The sequence below is a fragment of the uncultured Shimia sp. genome (genome assembly GCF_947493595.1).
Taxonomy (GTDB): Bacteria; Pseudomonadota; Alphaproteobacteria; order Rhodobacterales; family Rhodobacteraceae; genus Shimia.
In genome coordinates this window covers 843,336-860,651 of record NZ_CANLRL010000001.1, presented here as the reverse complement: position 1 = coordinate 860,651, position 17,316 = coordinate 843,336, and the positions used below count along the sequence as shown (strand labels likewise).

Below are 17,316 nucleotides of genomic sequence, written 5' to 3'. Positions count from 1 at the left end.
TCGCGCTTGCCTTTGTTCTTGTTTATGCATCGGGTAGTCGTGCGCAGGGAGTATGGAACGTGGATTCGTGACTTACCAGCCTAAATTGTTAAGTTTTTGGTTCGGCCCCACGTAAACCGCATCATTTCTGCCACAAATCGGGCGATATCAATGCGATGATGGCCAGTGCCTCCAGTCGTCCAAAGGTCATAGCTGCACATAAAATGAGCTTTTCCGCGACCCCAAGCGACGAAATCGCAATTGGGAACTCACCGGCAATTTGGGTCAGCGGCCCCGCTGTGGTCAGCGCCGAAATGGCCAATATGGCCGCCTCTTGAAAATCGTTCCCAAGCAGGGCCAGTGCAATCGTCACCGCCGCAATCGACAGCGCAAACAGCATGAAAAACACCCAGGCAATCACCGCGCCTTTGCGCCGAATTTGCCGCGCACCTGTGCGGCGGCGGCCAAGCACCACATTCGGATGCACCAGCCGCTCCATTTCCCCAAGTCCCTGCACGTAAAGCGCATAGACCCGCAGTAGCTTCACGCCACCGGCAGTTGTGGCCACTCCGCCACCTACCATCGCCAACGCCATCAGGATCAGGCCCGGCGCGGACAGTCCGCTCCATTCACGTGCCACTTCCCATTCGCCACTCTGAAAACCAGTGGTGGTCAGGAAACTCATCACCGTGAACATCCCGCCCCACGCCGCTTTCAAAGCTGCCGCCGGGTCTTGTAACGCGTTGTCTTCAAACGCGCCCACCCAATGGCGCATGAACAGCGCCGTCGGCACAACCGCAACAATCAAAAAGCCCAACCGTAATTCCGGATCTTCCCAGAGATTATTACGCCGTACAGCCCCCGTATCCGAACTGAACGTGCCGCGTGAAAGGGCAAACAAAAGAAACAGGAAAATCACCATCTCTCCGGGCACGCCGCTGACACTGGATCCAACGCCGCCCACTGCGGAAATACCGCTGGTCGACATGGTTGCCATCGCGTGCATGGTGGCCACAAACGGACTTTCGCCAAGTACAATCAGCATCACAGCCAAAGCAAACGTCAGCCCAACGTAGATCGGCACCAACGCCTGCGCTGCTTTGCTCCAGCGTTTCATCGGATGGGCACGCTGCATATGCCCCAGGCTTGCGCTCGCCTGCCCTGGCTCCCCGACTGCTGTCACTTCAAACCCACCAAGGCTAAGCGGGGCAAACACTGCCGCTGCGGCCAGCCACATCAACAACCCGCCAAGCCAGCCCACCATGCCACGCCACAAATGTAGCGGATCCACCAACATGCTGGCGGGCTCGTAAATGGTCATGCCTGTGGTGGTCAGGCTGCTGACCATCTCAAAATACACGTCCAGAAACGGCACTACATCGAGCGCTTCATACATCGGCCAGGCCAGCACAGCGGGCAATAAGGTAATGGCAAAAAACAACGCCTTGAGATTGTCAGACGTCCGCGCTTGGCGCTTGGTGCCCTGGATTGCAATCGCAATCAGCACGCAGGCAAACAGGACCAAAATGCCGCCGTAAAAAAACATCCGAGCGACAAAATGCTGATCCTGTTGGGTGGCCAGCGCCGCCGGCACAAACATCAAAAAGCCGGAAAACAGCGTCATCTGCACCAGCAGGGGAATTTGTGACAGGCTCAGCTTCATGGCTTAGAAAAAGTCGATGGAAACTTGCAGCAACCGCTCCACTTCGGGCACGTCTGCGGTCAGGGAAAACAGCACAATCACGTCGCCTTCATCGATGCGCGTGCCACCTTTGGGTTTCACCACCTCAGTACCTTTCAGAATGGCACCGATCAGCACGCCTTCCGGGAAATCAATGTCACGCACCATTTGCCCTGCAATCGGGGACGTCGACAGTACCTCAGCCTCGATGATTTCCGCTTCGGTGTCTCCCACAGAATAGACGTCTTTCACCCGACCATGTCGAATATGACGTAGGATCGAACTCACCGTGGTGGCGCGCGGATTGATAAACGCATCAATCTCCAGCGGCGTCATCAGGGGCGCCAAAGTTGGATCGTTGATCAAAGAAATCGCCAATGGACACCCTGCGGATTTCGACCGCACAGAGGCCAGCATATTGGTTTTATCGTCATCGGTCACAGCCAACACAGCATCCGCCCGATCCACGCCGGCTTCCGCCAATAGCGCCACATCCATGCCGTCGCCGTTCAAAACAATGGTCCGTTCCAGCGCTTCCGCCGCGCGTTCCGCCACTTTCCGGTCCCGTTCGATGATCTTGGTGCGCACCCGTGAGGCGCTGGCTTCGAGTCGTTGGGCCACCATCAACCCGACGTTTCCGCCGCCCACAATCACGGCGCGATCCTGTTTTTTCTGCTGTTTGCCAAACACTTCCATGGTCCGGTTGACGTCTTCTGCAAGTGTGAAGACATAGATGTCATCCCCCACAAACAGCTGGTCCCCCGGCTCCGGCGCTATCAATGATCCCTTGCGCCGCACGCCAACCACCACTGCACTCAATGTCGAAAACAGGTCAGTCAGCTGGCGCAGTGGCGTGTTCACCACCGGACAATCCTCGTCCAGTGTCAGGCCCAGCATTTGAACCTTGCCACCCAGGAACGTCTCTGCGTCAAAAGCCTTAGGCGTCGCCAAACGCTTCAGCGCCGCATCCGCCACTTCGCGTTCAGGCGAAATCACCACGTCAATTGGCATATGATCCCGTCGGTACAGGTCAGAATACAGCACATCCAAATAAGACTGGCTGCGCAGACGGGCAATCTTGCGCGGCACCGAAAACACCGAATGCGCCACCTGACACGTCACCATATTGACCTCGTCAGAATAGGTCGCGGCAATAACCATGTCTGCGTCCCGCGCGCCTGCGCGATCCAACACATCCGGATAGCTTGCAAACCCCGCAATGCCTTGAACATCCAGCGTATCCGTGGCGCGCCGCACCAGCTCGGGGTTGTTGTCAACAACGGTAACGTCGTTGTTTTCACCGGACAAATGGCGGGCAATTTGCCACCCAACCTGACCGGCCCCACAGATAATGACCTTCATGTGCTTCCCTCTTGGGTTTCGGCTCTCAGCCATGCCAGAAGGGGGAAGGCAGGTCAATTGTTACCATTGACCCCCGCCTCCATACCGGATTTGATTGGCTTAAGTTTCAAGCATTTGCGTCAAAGGTGAGTCTCATGCGGACAGCGGCCCTTTTTGCCATTTTAGGCCTTTCCCTAGCGGCATGTAGCCCAACTTCCTATTCCGGATTTGCCAAACCGGGCGTGTCGCGCGAAACCGCATCGCGCGATGACACCTCCTGTTCGGTGGAAGCCAACCGCCTCTTTCCCTCCGCAACATTCACCACCACAGTCTACGGCGGCTATCACGGCGGGTATGGCGGCTACGTTGGCGGGTATTGGGGCGGCTACCCCGGATATTACGGCGGCAACCACATCCAGACCCGCGACGTAAACGCTGGCATGCGCGCCGAACACCGTCGCGACTGCATGTCCCTCAAAGGGTATACCGCCGTGACCCATCCGGTATGTACCGAAGCGCAATTGGCCGGTCGACAGTTTACCCCCGTCAAAGGTGCGCCCAAACCAGCCACCAACCTCTGCGCCATCCGGGCACAAAGCGGCGGCGTCGCCCTAGTGGATCTCAACAAACCGGTGTGAGCCGACCTTGCCAAGGAAACATGTCATGAAACACCCTTTGCTCACCGGATGTCTGCTGTTGGCCCTGTCTGGCTGCACAGAATTCTCCACCATGTATCAGCCTGGCAAAACCAAAACCGAGCGCAACGTGGATCAGGCGCAATGCAACCGCCTTGCGTCCGACAGATACCCCCCGCGAATCGTCACTGACTGGTGGCCGATTTACGCAGCTGACGGCCGGGTGATTGGCCAGCGACCTGAAAGCTACGATATCAACGAAGGGCCACGCTATACTGCCGCCCGCAAATGTATGGAAGAACGCGGTTATGCCCGCGTGACCATTCCCTATTGCAAAGACGAACAGATTGCCGGTCGCTCTTACGCGCCCATCACCGTTGCCCCACATCTCAGCCCCAACATCTGCGGCCTGCGTACGGACAACGGTCGTGTGATTATCGACTTAAGCAAACCGCTCTAAAGACCTGAAAAGCCGGGATTACCCGGCTTCACGCGCCTCCTCTTCCTCAGCGGTGACATGCGCCACACGCGTGCCTGCCTTGTTGGAGGTCACAACGCCCAGCGACTTCAGTTTGCGGTGCAACGCACTGCGCTCCATACCAACAAAACTGGCGGTGCGGCTGATATTGCCACCAAACCGGTTAATTTGGGTCAGTAGATATTCCCGCTCAAATGCCTCACGTGCCTCACGCAATGGCAAGGTTGCCAGCGCACCGGACAGCACCACACGGCCCTCTTCCGCAGGGGCATCGGTCTCACCAGGCAGCTCGCGACACTCAATCGGCCCCTGCCCATCGCCCAAAATCAGAACCCGCTCAATCAGGTTCTTCAGCTGCCGCACGTTGCCCGGCCACACCATGGTTTGCATCAGTGCCGCCGCATCCACACTCAACTCGCGTAGTGGCAGACCTTGTCCATCATGCAGTTGTGCAAGGAAATACGCCGCAAGCTCGGGAATATCCTCGCGCCGCTCTTCCAAAGATGGCACTGCAATCGGCACGACATTTAGCCGGTGATACAGTTCCTCACGGAACACACCCGCATCAATCGCCTGCTTCAGGTTGCGGTTCGTCGAGGAAATCACCCGCAGATCAACCCGAACCTTCTTGGCGCCGCCCACGCGTGTGAACTGTTGATCCACCAAAACGCGCAGAATTTTACTCTGCGCTGCCAATGGCATATCCGCCACTTCGTCAAAATAGATCACACCGCCATTGGCCTGTTCCAACAGGCCGGTCTCAACGCCCCGTTCCGCGCTTTCGCGGCCAAACAAGATATCTTCAACCCGATCCGGATCCATGCCCGCGCAGGATACGGTCACAAACGGCGCACCTGCCCGATTGGAATTGGCGTGAATGTAGCGCGCCGCCACGTCTTTCCCGACGCCCGCGGGGCCAGTCAACATCACCCGTCCATTGGAACGGGTCACTTTGTCCAATTGAGAAATCATCCCGCGGAAGGCCGCACTTTCTCCAATCAGCTCTGTAGGCTTGCTGTCCTGACGCTTCAACTCGGTGTTTTCGCGGCGCAAGCGGCTGGTTTCCATCGCCCGCTTGATCACCACCAGCAGCTGATCGATGTTGAACGGCTTCTCGATGAAGTCGTAGGCACCCTGCTTGATCGCCGCGACCGCAATCTCGATGTTCCCATGCCCTGAAATGATCACCACCGGCACTTCTGGGTAATCATTTTTCACGGCTTTCAGGATGTCGATGCCATCCATATTGCTGTCTTTGAGCCAAATATCGAGGATCATAAGCGCCGGTTGCGCACTGGTGACCTCAGCCATCGCATCATCAGAGTTTCCCGCAAGGCGTGTGGTGTAGCCTTCGTCCTTCAAAATATCGGAAACCAACTCCCGGATATCGCGTTCGTCATCTACGATCAGAATGTCACTCATAATACTCGCTCGCTCTCTTTGGGCTCCACGTCAGCTGCAGACTGCTGAGACAGCGGCAGCCGAATTTCGGCCATCGCTCCTGCGTGGGAATTGTTGTCAAACACCGGCGCATCCAGCAGCGCGAGCTGCCCGCCGTGTTCTTCGATGATCTTTTTCACAATCGGGAGACCAAGACCCGTGCCCTTGTCTCGCGTGGTGACATAGGGCTCGAACAATCGCGCTCGGTCCTCCGGCAAACCAATGCCATTGTCCGCGATGCGCACAACAGCTTCACCGGCCTCCTGGATCAAGCTCACATGTACCTCAGGAACATACCCATCAGACGCGCCTTTTTCTTGCAAAGATTCAGTGGCTTCTCCGGCGTTCTTGATAAGATTTGTCAACGCTTGAGAGATCATTGTCGCGTCCAAATCCGCAGCCAGTGGCCCGTCACAAATGTCGCGCTGAAACCGCACATCCGGCTGACCAGATTCCTGTAACAACACAGCTCCCGACACCAGTTCCACCACCTCAACCGCCTTCCGAACCGGCTCCGGCATCCGAGCAAATTTGGAAAACTCATCCACGATCCGGCGCAGGTCGTTGGTCTGCCGTACAATGACCTCTGTCATCTGCTCAAGCTGATCGCTCTCTTCCCCCACCTTGCTGGCAAATTTGCGCCGAATACGCTCTGCGCTCAGCTGAATGGGTGTCAGCGGGTTCTTGATCTCATGCGCGATCCGCCGGGCCACATCTCCCCAGGCCGCCATGCGCTGCGCCGTCACAAGGTCGGTCACATCATCAAACGCCACCACATAACCTTCCAGCGAGCCATCATCCCGTCGCCGCGTGGCCATGCGCACCAGCAGGTTCTCCAACCGTCCCGACCGGCTGACCTTCACCTCTTCCTGCGCCACCTCTTTGCCGCTGGATTTCAGCCCCTCAAACAACGGCCCAAATTCGGGCACCGCCAAGGAAAGTGGCATCTCCTGTCGATCTTCATCCCACTCCAGCAGCCGCTGCGCCGACCGGTTCACAAAGGCAACCTTGCCATCACTGTCCAGACCAACAACACCGGACGTGACCGAACTCAACACCGAATCAAACATGCGTCGACGACGATCAATCTGTCGTGTGTTGTCCAGCAACGTCTCTCGCTGGGCCTTCAACTGTCGCGTCATTTGGTTGAAGTAGCGGCTCAACATGGCGATTTCATCATCCCCATCTTCTTCCACCACGCGCACATCCAGATCACCGGCTCCAACCCGCTGCGCGGCCCCCGTCAGGCGCCCAACAGGTCGCGACAAACGTTCCGCAAACCACATCCCCATCCAGATCGCCGCCAACACAAGGATCAGCGCAAACCCAAGATAGATCATGCCAAATTCAAACAGTCGCTGCCCGCGTTCGCTTTCTAGCTGCGAGTACAAACGCGCACTGGCCTGTGTGTCATCCAGAAGCTGGAAGATTTCGGCGTCAACCTCGCGACTGATGTAAAGAAACCGGTCCAGAAACGCATCCAGCCGCACCAAAGCCCGCATCTCATTATTATCAAGGTCTCGAATGATGACCGAGCCATCATCTATCGCCACCTGCATGTCCGCCTCAGAAGGCTTCTCATAATCAAACAGGTATGACCGCTCGCCGCGCGCCTGAATCTCTCCGGCACTATCGATCACAAAAGCTTCTTTCAAACCACGCTGAATTTGCACCTGACCCGAAGCCAGCAACACCCGCACTTCGCCTGCATCAAGTCCAAAACTGCGGCGCTTACTCTCGTTCAAAAAATCCGCAAGCAGGCCAGCATCTTCTTCCAACCCCTGAATGTGCTCGGCTTCATAGGCCTGCGCTGCTGACAACGAATTGCCCACCACCTGACGCACACGTTCGCTAAACCAGCCCTCAAGGCCAATGTTCAGCGTCAATCCGGCAAACACTGCCACCGTCACCGCTGGCACCAAAGCCAAAAGCGCAAACGCACCGGTCAGGCGCAGGTGCAGCCGCGACCCAACCGATTTGGCCCGGCGCGAAGCGATCGCACGCATCACGTTTTGCAGCACCAGCGTCGCCACCACGAGCACGTAGACCAAATCAGCCAAGAGAATCGAACGAAGGCCGTTGGACGAGGCGCCCAAATCAAACGGGCCAAGCACTAAGAAGGTCGCAAGCGCCAGCACAGGCCCAAGCACCACCAACCCCAAAGTTGCGGCATTCTGGACACGCCTTTGCCTACGCAAGCGCTGAAAACGCGCCCAATGATTGGTTGCTGTCCGGCTAGACACCCGACTTCCTCAATTGATTTGGTACCGCTTTCGCGGCCCACCGCCATATTCAGTGGCACGTTCTAAGTCCCGACTCTTTTTCTCAGAGTGCGACCCGCGCGCCACGCTTATGTGGCCTTTTTACATCAATTTGCGGCGGCGTGTCACGTGAATATCCAAATCAGTGATTTTTTTACGAAGCGTATTTCGGTTGATCCCTAACAAATCAGCACATTTCGCCTGATTTCCTCCGGTTGCATCCAGCGCAATTTCAATCAGCGGAAGCTCAATCTCACGTAGAATCCGCGCATAGAGCCCTGCCGGCGGCAGCATGTTGCCATGCAGATCAAAATACCGGCGTAGGTGCCGCGCCACGGAGGCGGACAATTTTTCACTGTCATCCCCGCCTAGAAGCGGACCGGCCTGAGGTTGCGCCCCCAGCATCAGCTCGGCTTCACCACGCGAGACTTCTTCTGCCTGTGCTGTCAACACCAACCGCCGCACGGCGTTTTCCAACTGCCGCACATTGCCCGGCCAGCTATAGGCCCGAAACAGCTCCATCGCCTCTTCCGAGAACACTCGCATCGGCGCGCCGTCCCGTTCTGCGCGATTCAGGAAGTGCTCCACCAATAGCGGGATGTCATCGACCCGCTCACGCAATGCTGGCACATGGATCGCCGCGCCGTTCAAACGATAATAGAGATCCTGGCGCACGGTGCCGCTGTCCATCGCCGCGTTCAAATTCACCTGACTGGTGGCCATAAACCGGGGGCTGTGCTCCCCGGGCGTGTCCATCATGCGCACGATGCGGGCCTGAACCTCATCCTCGATGTCGCCAATTTCATCCACCAGAATGGTGCCGCCCTTGGCCTTGGCCAAAACCTTTGCGGGCCCTTCCAAGTCACTTAAGTCAGCCGCATTCACCACCACAAAAGGCAAGTTCCTGCGGTCAGAAAAATCGTGAATTTCTTTGGCAATCAAGGATTTACCCGTGCCACTTTCGCCAGAAATCAACACGGGCAAATCTGTGTTCATCACCCGCGCCACCAAGCGGTACAATGCCTGCATCGCGGCAGTACGCCCCACAAGCGGCAGCTCGTCCGGCCGCTCCTCATCCGCCACTGGCGCCGTCGGCGCACGCCGTTTTTGTTCCAGGGCCTTACCGGTTCGCTTCATCAAATCTGGCAGGTCAAACGGCTTGGGCAGGTAATCATATGCCTCCGCTTCCGCCGCTTGAATCGCTGTCATAATGGTGTTCTGCGCCGAAATCACAATCACCGGCAGCCCCGGACGGTCCTCGGAAATCTTCGGCAGCATCTCCAATCCATTGCCGTCTGGCATCATCACATCGGTGATCACCACATCACCTTTGCCCTCCCCAACCCAACGCATCAGCGTGGTCAGCGAGGAGGTGGCGTGCACCTTGCACCCCGCCCGCGTGAGAGCCTGCGTCAATACCGTGCGGATCGTGCGATCATCATCTGCAACCAGAACCGTGCCATCCATTACTGACTCTCCTCAAATGCTTTCAGAGTTTCTTTGCTTGCCCGCGGCAGCGAGAGTTTGAAAACCGTGCGCCCTGGCACCGAATCCACCGTGATCATGCCACCATGATCCGAGACAATTTTACTGACCAACGCGAGCCCCAACCCGGTGCCGTTTTCCCGCCCGGACACAAAGGGATCAAACACGTCGCCCTTGAGGTCATCGGGCAATCCCGGCCCGTCATCAATGATCTCAATTTGCAACGGCAAAGGCTGCCCGGTGCCGTCCGCCCGGCGCAACCGGAAGCTATGTTCGTAGTAGGTGTGAATGCGAATTGTTCCTGATTTTCCAGCCACTTCACTGGCATTCTTCAGCAGATTCAGAACCACTTGCAGTAGCTGATCCGCATCCCCTTCGGCGGGCGGCAGCGACGGATCGTAGTCCTCGATGATCTGCATATGCGCACCATAGCTGACCAAGGCGGAGCGCCGCGCGCGGTCCAACACATCGTGAATGTTCACCGGTTTGCGCTGGGGCAGCGACAGATTGCCAAACTGCTCCACCTGCTCCAGCAGTTTCACAATTCGGCGGCTCTCCTCTACAATCAGATCCGTCAGCTCCAGGTCCTCAGAACTCAGGTTCATTGACAAGAGCTGTGCCGCACCGGTGATGCCAGCCAGGGGGTTCTTGATCTCATGCGCCAGCATCTCTGCCATGCCAATCGCTGACTTGGCAGAGGATTTCACTGAATGGCTACGAGTCATCCGCCCGGCCAGTTCCCGGCTTGAAATCAGAAACAACATTTCATCTGCCGCATCCGCCAGCGGTGCTATCTGCAGGTTACATTGCACCGGCGGCCCGTCACCAGTGCCGACGTCCGCATCATTCACAAACAGCGGCGTGCCATGTTCGCGCGCCCGATGAAAGGCGTCCTCCAAAGGCGCATCAATCATCACCTTGTCCCAGATCGGCTGCCCAACCATGGACTTTGCCGAGGCATTCAGAAACGTCTCCGCCGCTGGATTGATGCGCAGGATCACATCCGCTTTATCCACCACCAACGCGGGCACCGGCAGACTGTTCCAAAACGGGGTCTCTGCACTCATGCCGCCTCTCCTTTGTTTGGAGTTGGATCAGGCGACAGCAAGGCCTCGGCCAACAACGCCATTACTTCGTCTGTGTCCCGACTGGTCTGCACGCGACGGCGCAATGCGGCGTCGGTGCCGACATGATCCATGTACCACCCGAGATGTTTTCGAGCGACGCGCAGACCAAGATCCACGCCATAAAAGGACAACATCGCCTCATAATGCCCCTGCACCATCTCAACCAAGGCCTGCCCTGTTGGCGCCTCCGGTGCATCGCCCCCAAAAAGCTCTGCAGCCATCTGCGCAAGCAACCAGGGCTGGCCTTGTGCGCCACGCCCCACCATGACGCCATCCGCGCCAGAGGCCGCCAGCGCCGCCTTGGCCGTGGGCACATCCACAATGTCGCCATTGGCAATCACCGGAATATTCACGACGTCTTTCACGCCTTTGATGGCCGCCCAATCCGCCGCACCTTTGTAAAACTGGCATCGCGTGCGCCCATGAATGGTCAACATCTGAACCCCGGCGTTTTCCGCCCGTTGCGCCAGCTCGGGCGCATTCAACATATTGTCGTCCCACCCCAGTCGCGTCTTGAGCGTCACAGGAATATCCACGGCGCCCACCACAGCCTCGATTAACGTCAGCGCATGATCCAGGTTCTTCATCAGCGCCGAGCCACTGGCTCCGGCCCCACTGGCGCTGGTCACCTTTTTCGCCGGACAGCCCATGTTGATGTCAATCAGCGTGGCCCCATTGGCCTCAACTTGCCGCGCCGCTTCCGCCATCCAATGCGCTTCACGCCCAGCCAACTGCACAGACGTGGTCGCCTCACCAAATCCCAGTTCCGCGCGCTCACGGACACCAGGTTTGGCCTGCACCATTTCCTGACTTGCCACCATCTCGCTCACCACCAGACCAGCCCCAAAGCTGCCAACCAAATCCCGGAACGGGCGATCAGTGATTCCGGCCAGCGGCGCCAGAAAAACAGGGGGTGTCAGAGTGAGATTTGCGACTTGAATGGTCACGTGCGGTATCCTTGTGCGTTGCATTCGGCGTATCTGTCCTCTTGGTCAAATTCAATCAAACCGCCGGGAATTTTGGTCATTAATGTAGCAGATTTTCGCGCATGCACAAAATTTAAGCAGACCTCAAGGGTCAATTGCCACTTCGACACGCAAGTTCTACACAGACCCCATGACAAATTCTGCATTCAAGACCGCCGCCGTAATTGTTGCGGCTGGCCGAGGCACCCGCGCCGGCGCAGGTCTACCCAAACAATGGCGCCCCTTGGCAGGCCAGCGTGTGGCAGATCATGCCATTGCCGCCTTTGTGACGCACCCGCGCGTTGATCACGTATTGGCCGTGGTGCATCCAGACGACACCGCCCACACAGACACATTGCCCATTCCAACGGTCAACGGCGGTGCCAGCCGCGATGCCTCCGTTCTGGCCGGCTTAAACGCGCTGGACGGCCAAGGGTTCAGCCACGTTCTGATCCATGATGTGGCACGCGCGGGCATCGATGCCACCACCATAGACGCGGTGATCGACGCGCTCCAAACGGGCGCAGATGGCGCGGCCCCGGCTCTTCCCGTCACCGATGCACTCTGGCGTGGTCAAAACGGCTTCGTCACAGGCACACAAAACCGCGATGGTCTTTTTCGCGCCCAAACCCCGCAAGGCTTTGCCTTTGACGCCATCCTTGCCGCACACCGTGCTCATCCGGGCAATGCTGCAGACGACGTAGAGGTCGCCCGCGCCGCAGGGCTTGACGTAACCATCGTGGCAGGCAATGAGCGCAACCTAAAGATCACCACTCCAGACGATTTTGCCCGTCTGGAACAGCACCTGCAAAACGACCAAAGAGGCCCCATGGATATCAGACTTGGCAATGGCTACGACGTGCACGCCTTTGAAGAGGGCGACCACGTTATCCTCTGCGGCGTCAAAATCCCGCACAGCAAAGCCCTCAAAGGCCACTCGGACGCTGATGTCGGCATGCACGCCGTCACCGACGCGATCTATGGCGCCATGGCTGAAGGCGACATAGGCCGCCATTTCCCGCCAACCGAGGCGGAATGGAAAGACATGGACAGCGCCGTGTTCCTCAAACACGCCGTGGAGCTGGCCGCCTCCAAAGGCTTCACCATTTCCAACGTCGATTGCACGCTGATCTGCGAACGCCCCAAAGTTGGCCCACACGCCGCCGCCATGATGGCCCGTATGGGCGAGATCATGGGGCTGGCCACTGACCGCGTCTCGATTAAAGCCACCACAAGTGAAAAACTCGGCTTTACAGGCCGCGAAGAAGGGATTGCCGCCATAGCAACGGCAACATTGGTGAAACCATGATCCGCATGATCACAACATTCTTTGGCGTCGGCCGCCTGCCCGTCGCCCCCGGCACCTGGGGCTCTCTGGTCGCGCTGATCATCGGCTGGGCTGCCGCGCATTTTGTCGGCGTTTGGTTCTTGGCCATCCTGACCGCCTTGTCCATTGTTATCGGCATGTGGGCCTGCATTCAGGATCTGGCCGACCGCCCCACAGAGGACCCCTCCGAAATTGTGATCGACGAGGTGGCTGGCATGTGGATCGCGCTGCTGTTCCCCGCCGTGGCTTTTGCGATGCGCGACATGTCCATGGTTTGGCCTGGCCCTATTGCGGCCTTCCTGTTCTTTCGCCTGTTTGACATCAAGAAGCCTTGGTTGGTGGGCAAAGCGGATCAACGCCACGACCCCATCGGCGTCATGCTGGATGACATCTGGGCCGGTCTATTTGCGGGCATCGCCACGCTGGCCGCCGCCGCGCTCTACCATATCGTGCTGATCTGATGGTGGACGTCGCCAAACTCCTGCAAGCCTGCCGCGATGCCAACCTGCGCATCGCCACAGCCGAAAGCTGCACCGCTGGCATGGTGGCCGCAGCCCTCACCGACGTCGCAGGCAGCTCGGACGTCTTTGAACGCGGGTTTGTCACCTACACCAACCGCGCCAAAACAGAGATGCTGGGCGTGCGCGAAGCCACATTGGCCGCCGTTGGGGCCGTCAGCGAAGAGGTCGCGCGTGAAATGGCGCTGGGCGCGCTGGTGAACTCAGACGCCCAATTGACCGTGTCCATCACCGGCATCGCCGGTCCGGGCGGCTCTGAGTTCAAACCGGAGGGCCGTGTCTGTTTTGGCATCGCCACGCAAACCGGCTGCACCACAGAAACCGTCGAGTTCGGCGCTCTGGGCCGCTCTGAAGTCCGCGAAGCGGCGCGGAATCACGCTTTGGCGCTGCTTTTTAAGGCCGCTTGCGCAAAGTGATGCCCATTTAGGCGGCGACCCGCGTTTTTCGCCTATTTTTTACGCAACTCACAAAACGCCCTGATTTAAGGCGCTTTGAGGCCACGTGAGCCTTTGTTCTGTGCAGGTTTTCCGCTCTTAGACAGGAAAACCACCACTCATGGGACAAAGAGGATAGAAATATGAACGGAGCGGACACCGCATGGATCATCGTGGCAACAGCCCTGGTCCTGTTCATGACATTGCCGGGTTTGGCGTTGTTTTACGGCGGCCTTGTGCGCGCCCGCAACGTGCTCAGCGTCTTTATGCAAACCTATGCCATTGCCTGTTTGATGAGCGTTTTGTGGCTCGTCTTTGGCTACACAATCGCTTTTGGCAATGACGGCGGCGCCACCTCTGTTTGGGGCGGTCTCGGCAAAATGTTCCTCTCCGGCGTCACCACCGACAGCCTCTCCGGCACCCTGCCCGAGGTGCTGTTCTTTGCCTTCCAGATGACCTTTGCAATCATCACCCCGGCGCTGATTGTTGGTGCCTATGTGGAGCGTATCGGCTTTGGCTTTGTGCTGCTGTTCTCCGGCCTCTGGATGCTGCTCTGCTACGCACCAGTTGTGCACTGGATCTGGGGCGGCGGCATGATGTCGGACGGCGGCATCTTTGGCGAGATTGGCGTGCGTGACTTCGCAGGAGGTATTGTGGTGCACGAAACCGCGGGCCTCGCAGCTCTGGTGATTGCCGTGATGCTCGGCGCCCGCCGCCACCGCACCACGCCGCCGCACGCGCCTTGGATGGTGATGATCGGCGCGGCCATGCTTTGGGTCGGCTGGTTTGGCTTCAATGGCGGCTCTCAGCTGGCCGCAGACGGCGGTGCCGCCATGGCCCTGACCGTGACCCATATCTCCGCCGCCACAGCCTCCCTCACTTGGGCTCTGTGGGAGCGCATCAAATACGGCAAAGCCTCTCTTGTGGGCCTGGTCACAGGCACCATCGCCGGTCTTGCTTCGATCACACCTGCCTCCGGTTTTGTCGGTCCAGTTGAAGCTCTCGTGATTGGCGCGATCGCTGGCATCCTCTGTCAGGAAGCGGTGAATCTGGTGCGCAACAAAGTCAAAATCGACGACACATTGGATGTGTTTGCAGTGCACGGCGTTGGCGGCATCTTCGGCACCATTATGATCGCTGTCTTCGGTCAGGGCACATGGACCGCTCAGCTGGGCGCACTGGCCATCGTCGGTATCTTCACAGTGGTTGTGACTTACGTGCTGGTCAAACTCGTCAGCCTGATCACCCCACTGCGCGTGGATGAAGAAACCGAAGTCAACGGCCTTGACCTCGCGGTCCACGGTGAACGCGCCTACGACATCGCCTCGTAACGAATTCTCGAAATCACTCCGGAACTGGGCGGCCAAACGTGGCCGCCCTTTTTTTATGCGACAGGCGCCAGCAGATAAACGTCTTCCGTCCCCAACCCGCGAATTTTTGGTGGGCTGGTGATCGGGTCGCTCTGCAGCAATCTGCGCATCACATCCCCCCCATAAAACTGATCCACCATATCCGCAGGCACTGAAAACGGTGGCCCCTGCATCTGGCTTTGGTCGTAATCAAAAGTCACAAGCAAGGTCGGCACCTGCGGGCAAAGGTGCGTTAAATGATCTACGTAGGCCTGACGCTGCTCCGGCGCGATGGCCACCAAAGCCGCCCGATCAAACACCGCCGCAACCTCTGGCACCTGCGCTGCCGTCAAGGCAAAGAAGTCCCCACAAAACAACGTGAGATCTCCCGCCGCGTACCGCCGTAGATCCCCGTTTTGCGTGACTTCCGCACTGCGGCCCAATCTCTCAAACACTTCCTGCACAGCCGCTTCATGGAACTCGATGCCAATCACCGGATGCTCCTGCGCCAGAAGCCAATCAATATCAAGCGACTTGCCACACAACGGCACAAACACTGCGGCCCCTTTGGGCACGGCCAGCGCTTCGAAATGCGCAATCAAGCGCGCATTGGGCGCCGGTTCGTGAAACCCAATTTTCTGGTTCTGCCACCTGTCTTGCCAAAATGCTTCTTCCATGGACGCCTCCTGCACGGCTGATGCCTTGTGGTAATACACCTTCAAGCTCACTTCGGGTCCAGCCTATGAACGTAAAAACTTGGATACTCGAGACGTGGCCGACACCCCCTGGCCTGCCGCCCCGCGTCCACCTAACGCCATGATGAAATCCCTGAATTGATCCAATCAACCGAAAAAACACGCACTACGGTAGCGACGCGATCCAACCGCCCGCGACGGGATCAGTTGTAAAGATTCTTTGCGCGTGTCTCAAACGCCGCCACAATCCGGTGCATGGCTTCATTGAACACAAGACCAATCGCCTTTTGCAAAAGGATGTTCTTGAACTCAAAGTCCACAAAGAACTTCACCTCGACGCCACCATCCACATCGGCAAAGTCCCATGTGGATTTCATGTATTTGAACGGCCCATCCAGGTACTCGGTATCGATGTGTTTCACCTCAGGATACAGCACAACCCGGCTGCCAAACCGCTCGCGAAACACTTTGAACGAAATCACCAGATCCGCCAGCATCTCGTCTCCGGCCCCGATATCAGTTTGCACCGGTGTAACCGAGCGAATGCGCGCGGCCGCACACCATGGCAAAAACTTTGGGTAAGACGCCACATCCGCCACCAGATCATACATCTGTTGGGCGGTATATGGCAGCGTGCGGGTCTCAGAATGCGTCGGCATGTCGTCTCATTTTGGCGTGACAGCGCACGGCGACCTCGCTATGCACAGTTCTGGTGGCGCACATAGCGGCGCAAGATAGAGAAAATCAAGAGGGTCTCATGTCAGAGCGTCCATATGTCATCGATCAAATGATCTCGGCCAAATCCATCGCGGCGCGGATCGAAGACCTCTCCAGCGAAATTCAGGCCGAATATGACGGCACGGATAAACTGATTGTGGTCGGCCTGCTACGTGGTTCCTTTGTGTTCATCGCGGATTTGGTGCGTGAATTGGACCTGCCGGTCGAAGTGGATTTTCTGGAAGCGTCGTCCTATGGCAATGCCATGGAAAGCAGCCGTGAAGTACGTATTTTCAAAGACTTGCGTGGCGAAATTGAAGGGCGCGACGTGCTGGTTGTGGAAGATATTGTTGACACCGGCCACACCCTGACCCACGTGCTGCACCTGCTGAAAGCCCGCAACCCCGCCAAGATCAAAACCATCGCCCTGCTGGACAAACCGTCCCGCCGCGAGGCCGACATTGCCGCGGATTGGATCGGCTTTTCCATCCCGGATGAATTTGTCGTGGGCTACGGCATCGACTACGCCCAACGCAACCGCAACCTGCCCTTCATCGGCAAGGTGCGCTTTGTTGAAGACAGCTAACCCCTCGCACACAGCAGGGCCTTAACCAGCCCTGCGCCCCACCTCAAAGGCGCCAAATGAACCTCCGCCACCTCCTGCGCATGAGCAAATGGTCTCGCAACCCGCCTTCGGAGAAGCGCGTCAAACTTGTGCTCGGCGTGGTGGCTGCCTGTGTTGTTCTGGTCTTGATTGAGAAATTTATTGGCTGGCCGGAGATGCTCACCCTGGAGCCGCGCCCACGCAATCCGGTGAAGTTTTAAGCCAAGGGTTCGCCCTACCCTCGACGGGTCGGTAAGAGACGGCGACACCTCTGTTACCG

General features: G+C 57.9%; 17 protein-coding genes. 8 read left to right on the top strand and 9 right to left on the bottom strand.

Going from position 1 to position 17,316, the window contains the following annotated elements:
- Window positions 1–121 precede the first annotated feature (121 nt).
- On the bottom strand, window positions 122–1,642 hold the full coding sequence (locus tag Q0955_RS04300; protein WP_299420317.1) for a potassium transporter TrkG: 1,521 nt from the start codon (window positions 1,640–1,642) through the stop codon (window positions 122–124).
- A 3-nt stretch (window positions 1,643–1,645) separates the two neighbouring features.
- Complete coding sequence (gene trkA / locus Q0955_RS04295; RefSeq protein ID WP_299420314.1) at window positions 1,646–3,022, bottom strand: Trk system potassium transporter TrkA; 1,377 nt, start codon at window positions 3,020–3,022, stop codon at window positions 1,646–1,648.
- A gap of 134 nt (window positions 3,023–3,156) precedes the next feature.
- Between trkA and Q0955_RS04290 the strand changes: the two genes are divergently transcribed.
- Window positions 3,157–3,639 (top strand): hypothetical protein, encoded by a 483-nt coding sequence (locus Q0955_RS04290; RefSeq protein ID WP_299420311.1) that lies wholly within the window; start codon window positions 3,157–3,159, stop codon window positions 3,637–3,639.
- A 25-nt stretch (window positions 3,640–3,664) separates the two neighbouring features.
- Window positions 3,665–4,096, top strand: coding sequence for a hypothetical protein (locus tag Q0955_RS04285; RefSeq protein WP_299420309.1), 432 nt, complete (start codon window positions 3,665–3,667; stop codon window positions 4,094–4,096).
- Window positions 4,097–4,114: 18 nt separating this feature from the next.
- Here Q0955_RS04285 and Q0955_RS04280 read toward each other — a convergent pair whose 3' ends face one another.
- From Q0955_RS04280 to dusB, 5 genes are all read right to left on the bottom strand, one after another.
- Complete coding sequence (locus Q0955_RS04280) at window positions 4,115–5,536, bottom strand: sigma-54 dependent transcriptional regulator (RefSeq protein ID WP_299420306.1); 1,422 nt, start codon at window positions 5,534–5,536, stop codon at window positions 4,115–4,117.
- Window positions 5,533–7,716 (bottom strand): PAS domain-containing sensor histidine kinase, encoded by a 2,184-nt coding sequence (locus Q0955_RS04275; protein ID WP_299420303.1) that lies wholly within the window; start codon window positions 7,714–7,716, stop codon window positions 5,533–5,535. The genes Q0955_RS04280 and Q0955_RS04275 overlap by 4 nt, the downstream gene beginning before the upstream one ends.
- A 201-nt stretch (window positions 7,717–7,917) precedes the next feature.
- Window positions 7,918–9,282 (bottom strand): response regulator, encoded by a 1,365-nt coding sequence (locus Q0955_RS04270; RefSeq protein ID WP_299420301.1) that lies wholly within the window; start codon window positions 9,280–9,282, stop codon window positions 7,918–7,920.
- Window positions 9,282–10,367, bottom strand: a complete 1,086-nt coding sequence (locus Q0955_RS04265) for an ATP-binding protein (protein WP_299420298.1) — start codon at window positions 10,365–10,367, stop codon at window positions 9,282–9,284. Before Q0955_RS04265 ends, Q0955_RS04270 begins: the two co-directional genes overlap by 1 nt.
- On the bottom strand, window positions 10,364–11,374 hold the full coding sequence (gene dusB / locus Q0955_RS04260) for a tRNA dihydrouridine synthase DusB (protein ID WP_299420295.1): 1,011 nt from the start codon (window positions 11,372–11,374) through the stop codon (window positions 10,364–10,366). The genes Q0955_RS04265 and dusB overlap by 4 nt, the downstream gene beginning before the upstream one ends.
- A 169-nt stretch (window positions 11,375–11,543) precedes the next feature.
- Between dusB and Q0955_RS04255 the strand changes: the two genes are divergently transcribed.
- The 4 genes from Q0955_RS04255 to Q0955_RS04240 all read left to right on the top strand — a co-directional run bounded on the left by Q0955_RS04255 (window position 11,544) and on the right by Q0955_RS04240 (window position 15,002).
- Entirely contained in the window at window positions 11,544–12,701 is a 1,158-nt protein-coding gene (locus Q0955_RS04255; protein WP_299420293.1) for a bifunctional 2-C-methyl-D-erythritol 4-phosphate cytidylyltransferase/2-C-methyl-D-erythritol 2,4-cyclodiphosphate synthase, read from the top strand.
- Entirely contained in the window at window positions 12,698–13,180 is a 483-nt protein-coding gene (locus Q0955_RS04250; protein ID WP_299420290.1) for a phosphatidylglycerophosphatase A, read from the top strand. The genes Q0955_RS04255 and Q0955_RS04250 overlap by 4 nt, the downstream gene beginning before the upstream one ends.
- The gene (locus Q0955_RS04245) at window positions 13,180–13,653 is read left to right on the top strand and encodes a CinA family protein (protein ID WP_299420287.1); all 474 of its coding nucleotides are present in this window, start codon (window positions 13,180–13,182) and stop codon (window positions 13,651–13,653) included. The genes Q0955_RS04250 and Q0955_RS04245 overlap by 1 nt, the downstream gene beginning before the upstream one ends.
- 161 nt (window positions 13,654–13,814) lie before the next feature.
- Entirely contained in the window at window positions 13,815–15,002 is a 1,188-nt protein-coding gene (locus tag Q0955_RS04240; RefSeq protein ID WP_299420284.1) for an ammonium transporter, read from the top strand.
- 53 nt (window positions 15,003–15,055) lie between these two features.
- On the opposite strand, the gene tmpT is transcribed toward Q0955_RS04240, so the two are convergent.
- Together tmpT and Q0955_RS04230 are read right to left on the bottom strand one after the other, a co-directional pair.
- Window positions 15,056–15,697, bottom strand: coding sequence for a thiopurine S-methyltransferase (tmpT, locus tag Q0955_RS04235; RefSeq protein WP_299420281.1), 642 nt, complete (start codon window positions 15,695–15,697; stop codon window positions 15,056–15,058).
- A gap of 221 nt (window positions 15,698–15,918) precedes the next feature.
- Window positions 15,919–16,374 carry a type II toxin-antitoxin system RatA family toxin gene (locus tag Q0955_RS04230; RefSeq protein ID WP_299420279.1) on the bottom strand — a complete coding sequence of 152 codons (456 nt, stop codon included), beginning with the start codon at window positions 16,372–16,374 and terminating at the stop codon, window positions 15,919–15,921.
- A gap of 98 nt (window positions 16,375–16,472) precedes the next feature.
- On the opposite strand from Q0955_RS04230, the gene hpt reads away from it, so the two are divergent.
- Window positions 16,473–17,018, top strand: coding sequence for a hypoxanthine phosphoribosyltransferase (gene hpt / locus Q0955_RS04225; RefSeq protein WP_299420276.1), 546 nt, complete (start codon window positions 16,473–16,475; stop codon window positions 17,016–17,018).
- A gap of 80 nt (window positions 17,019–17,098) precedes the next feature.
- A complete protein-coding gene (locus Q0955_RS04220; protein ID WP_366140648.1) occupies window positions 17,099–17,257 on the top strand; it encodes a hypothetical protein in 159 nt (52 codons plus the stop codon).
- Window positions 17,258–17,316 lie beyond the last annotated feature (59 nt).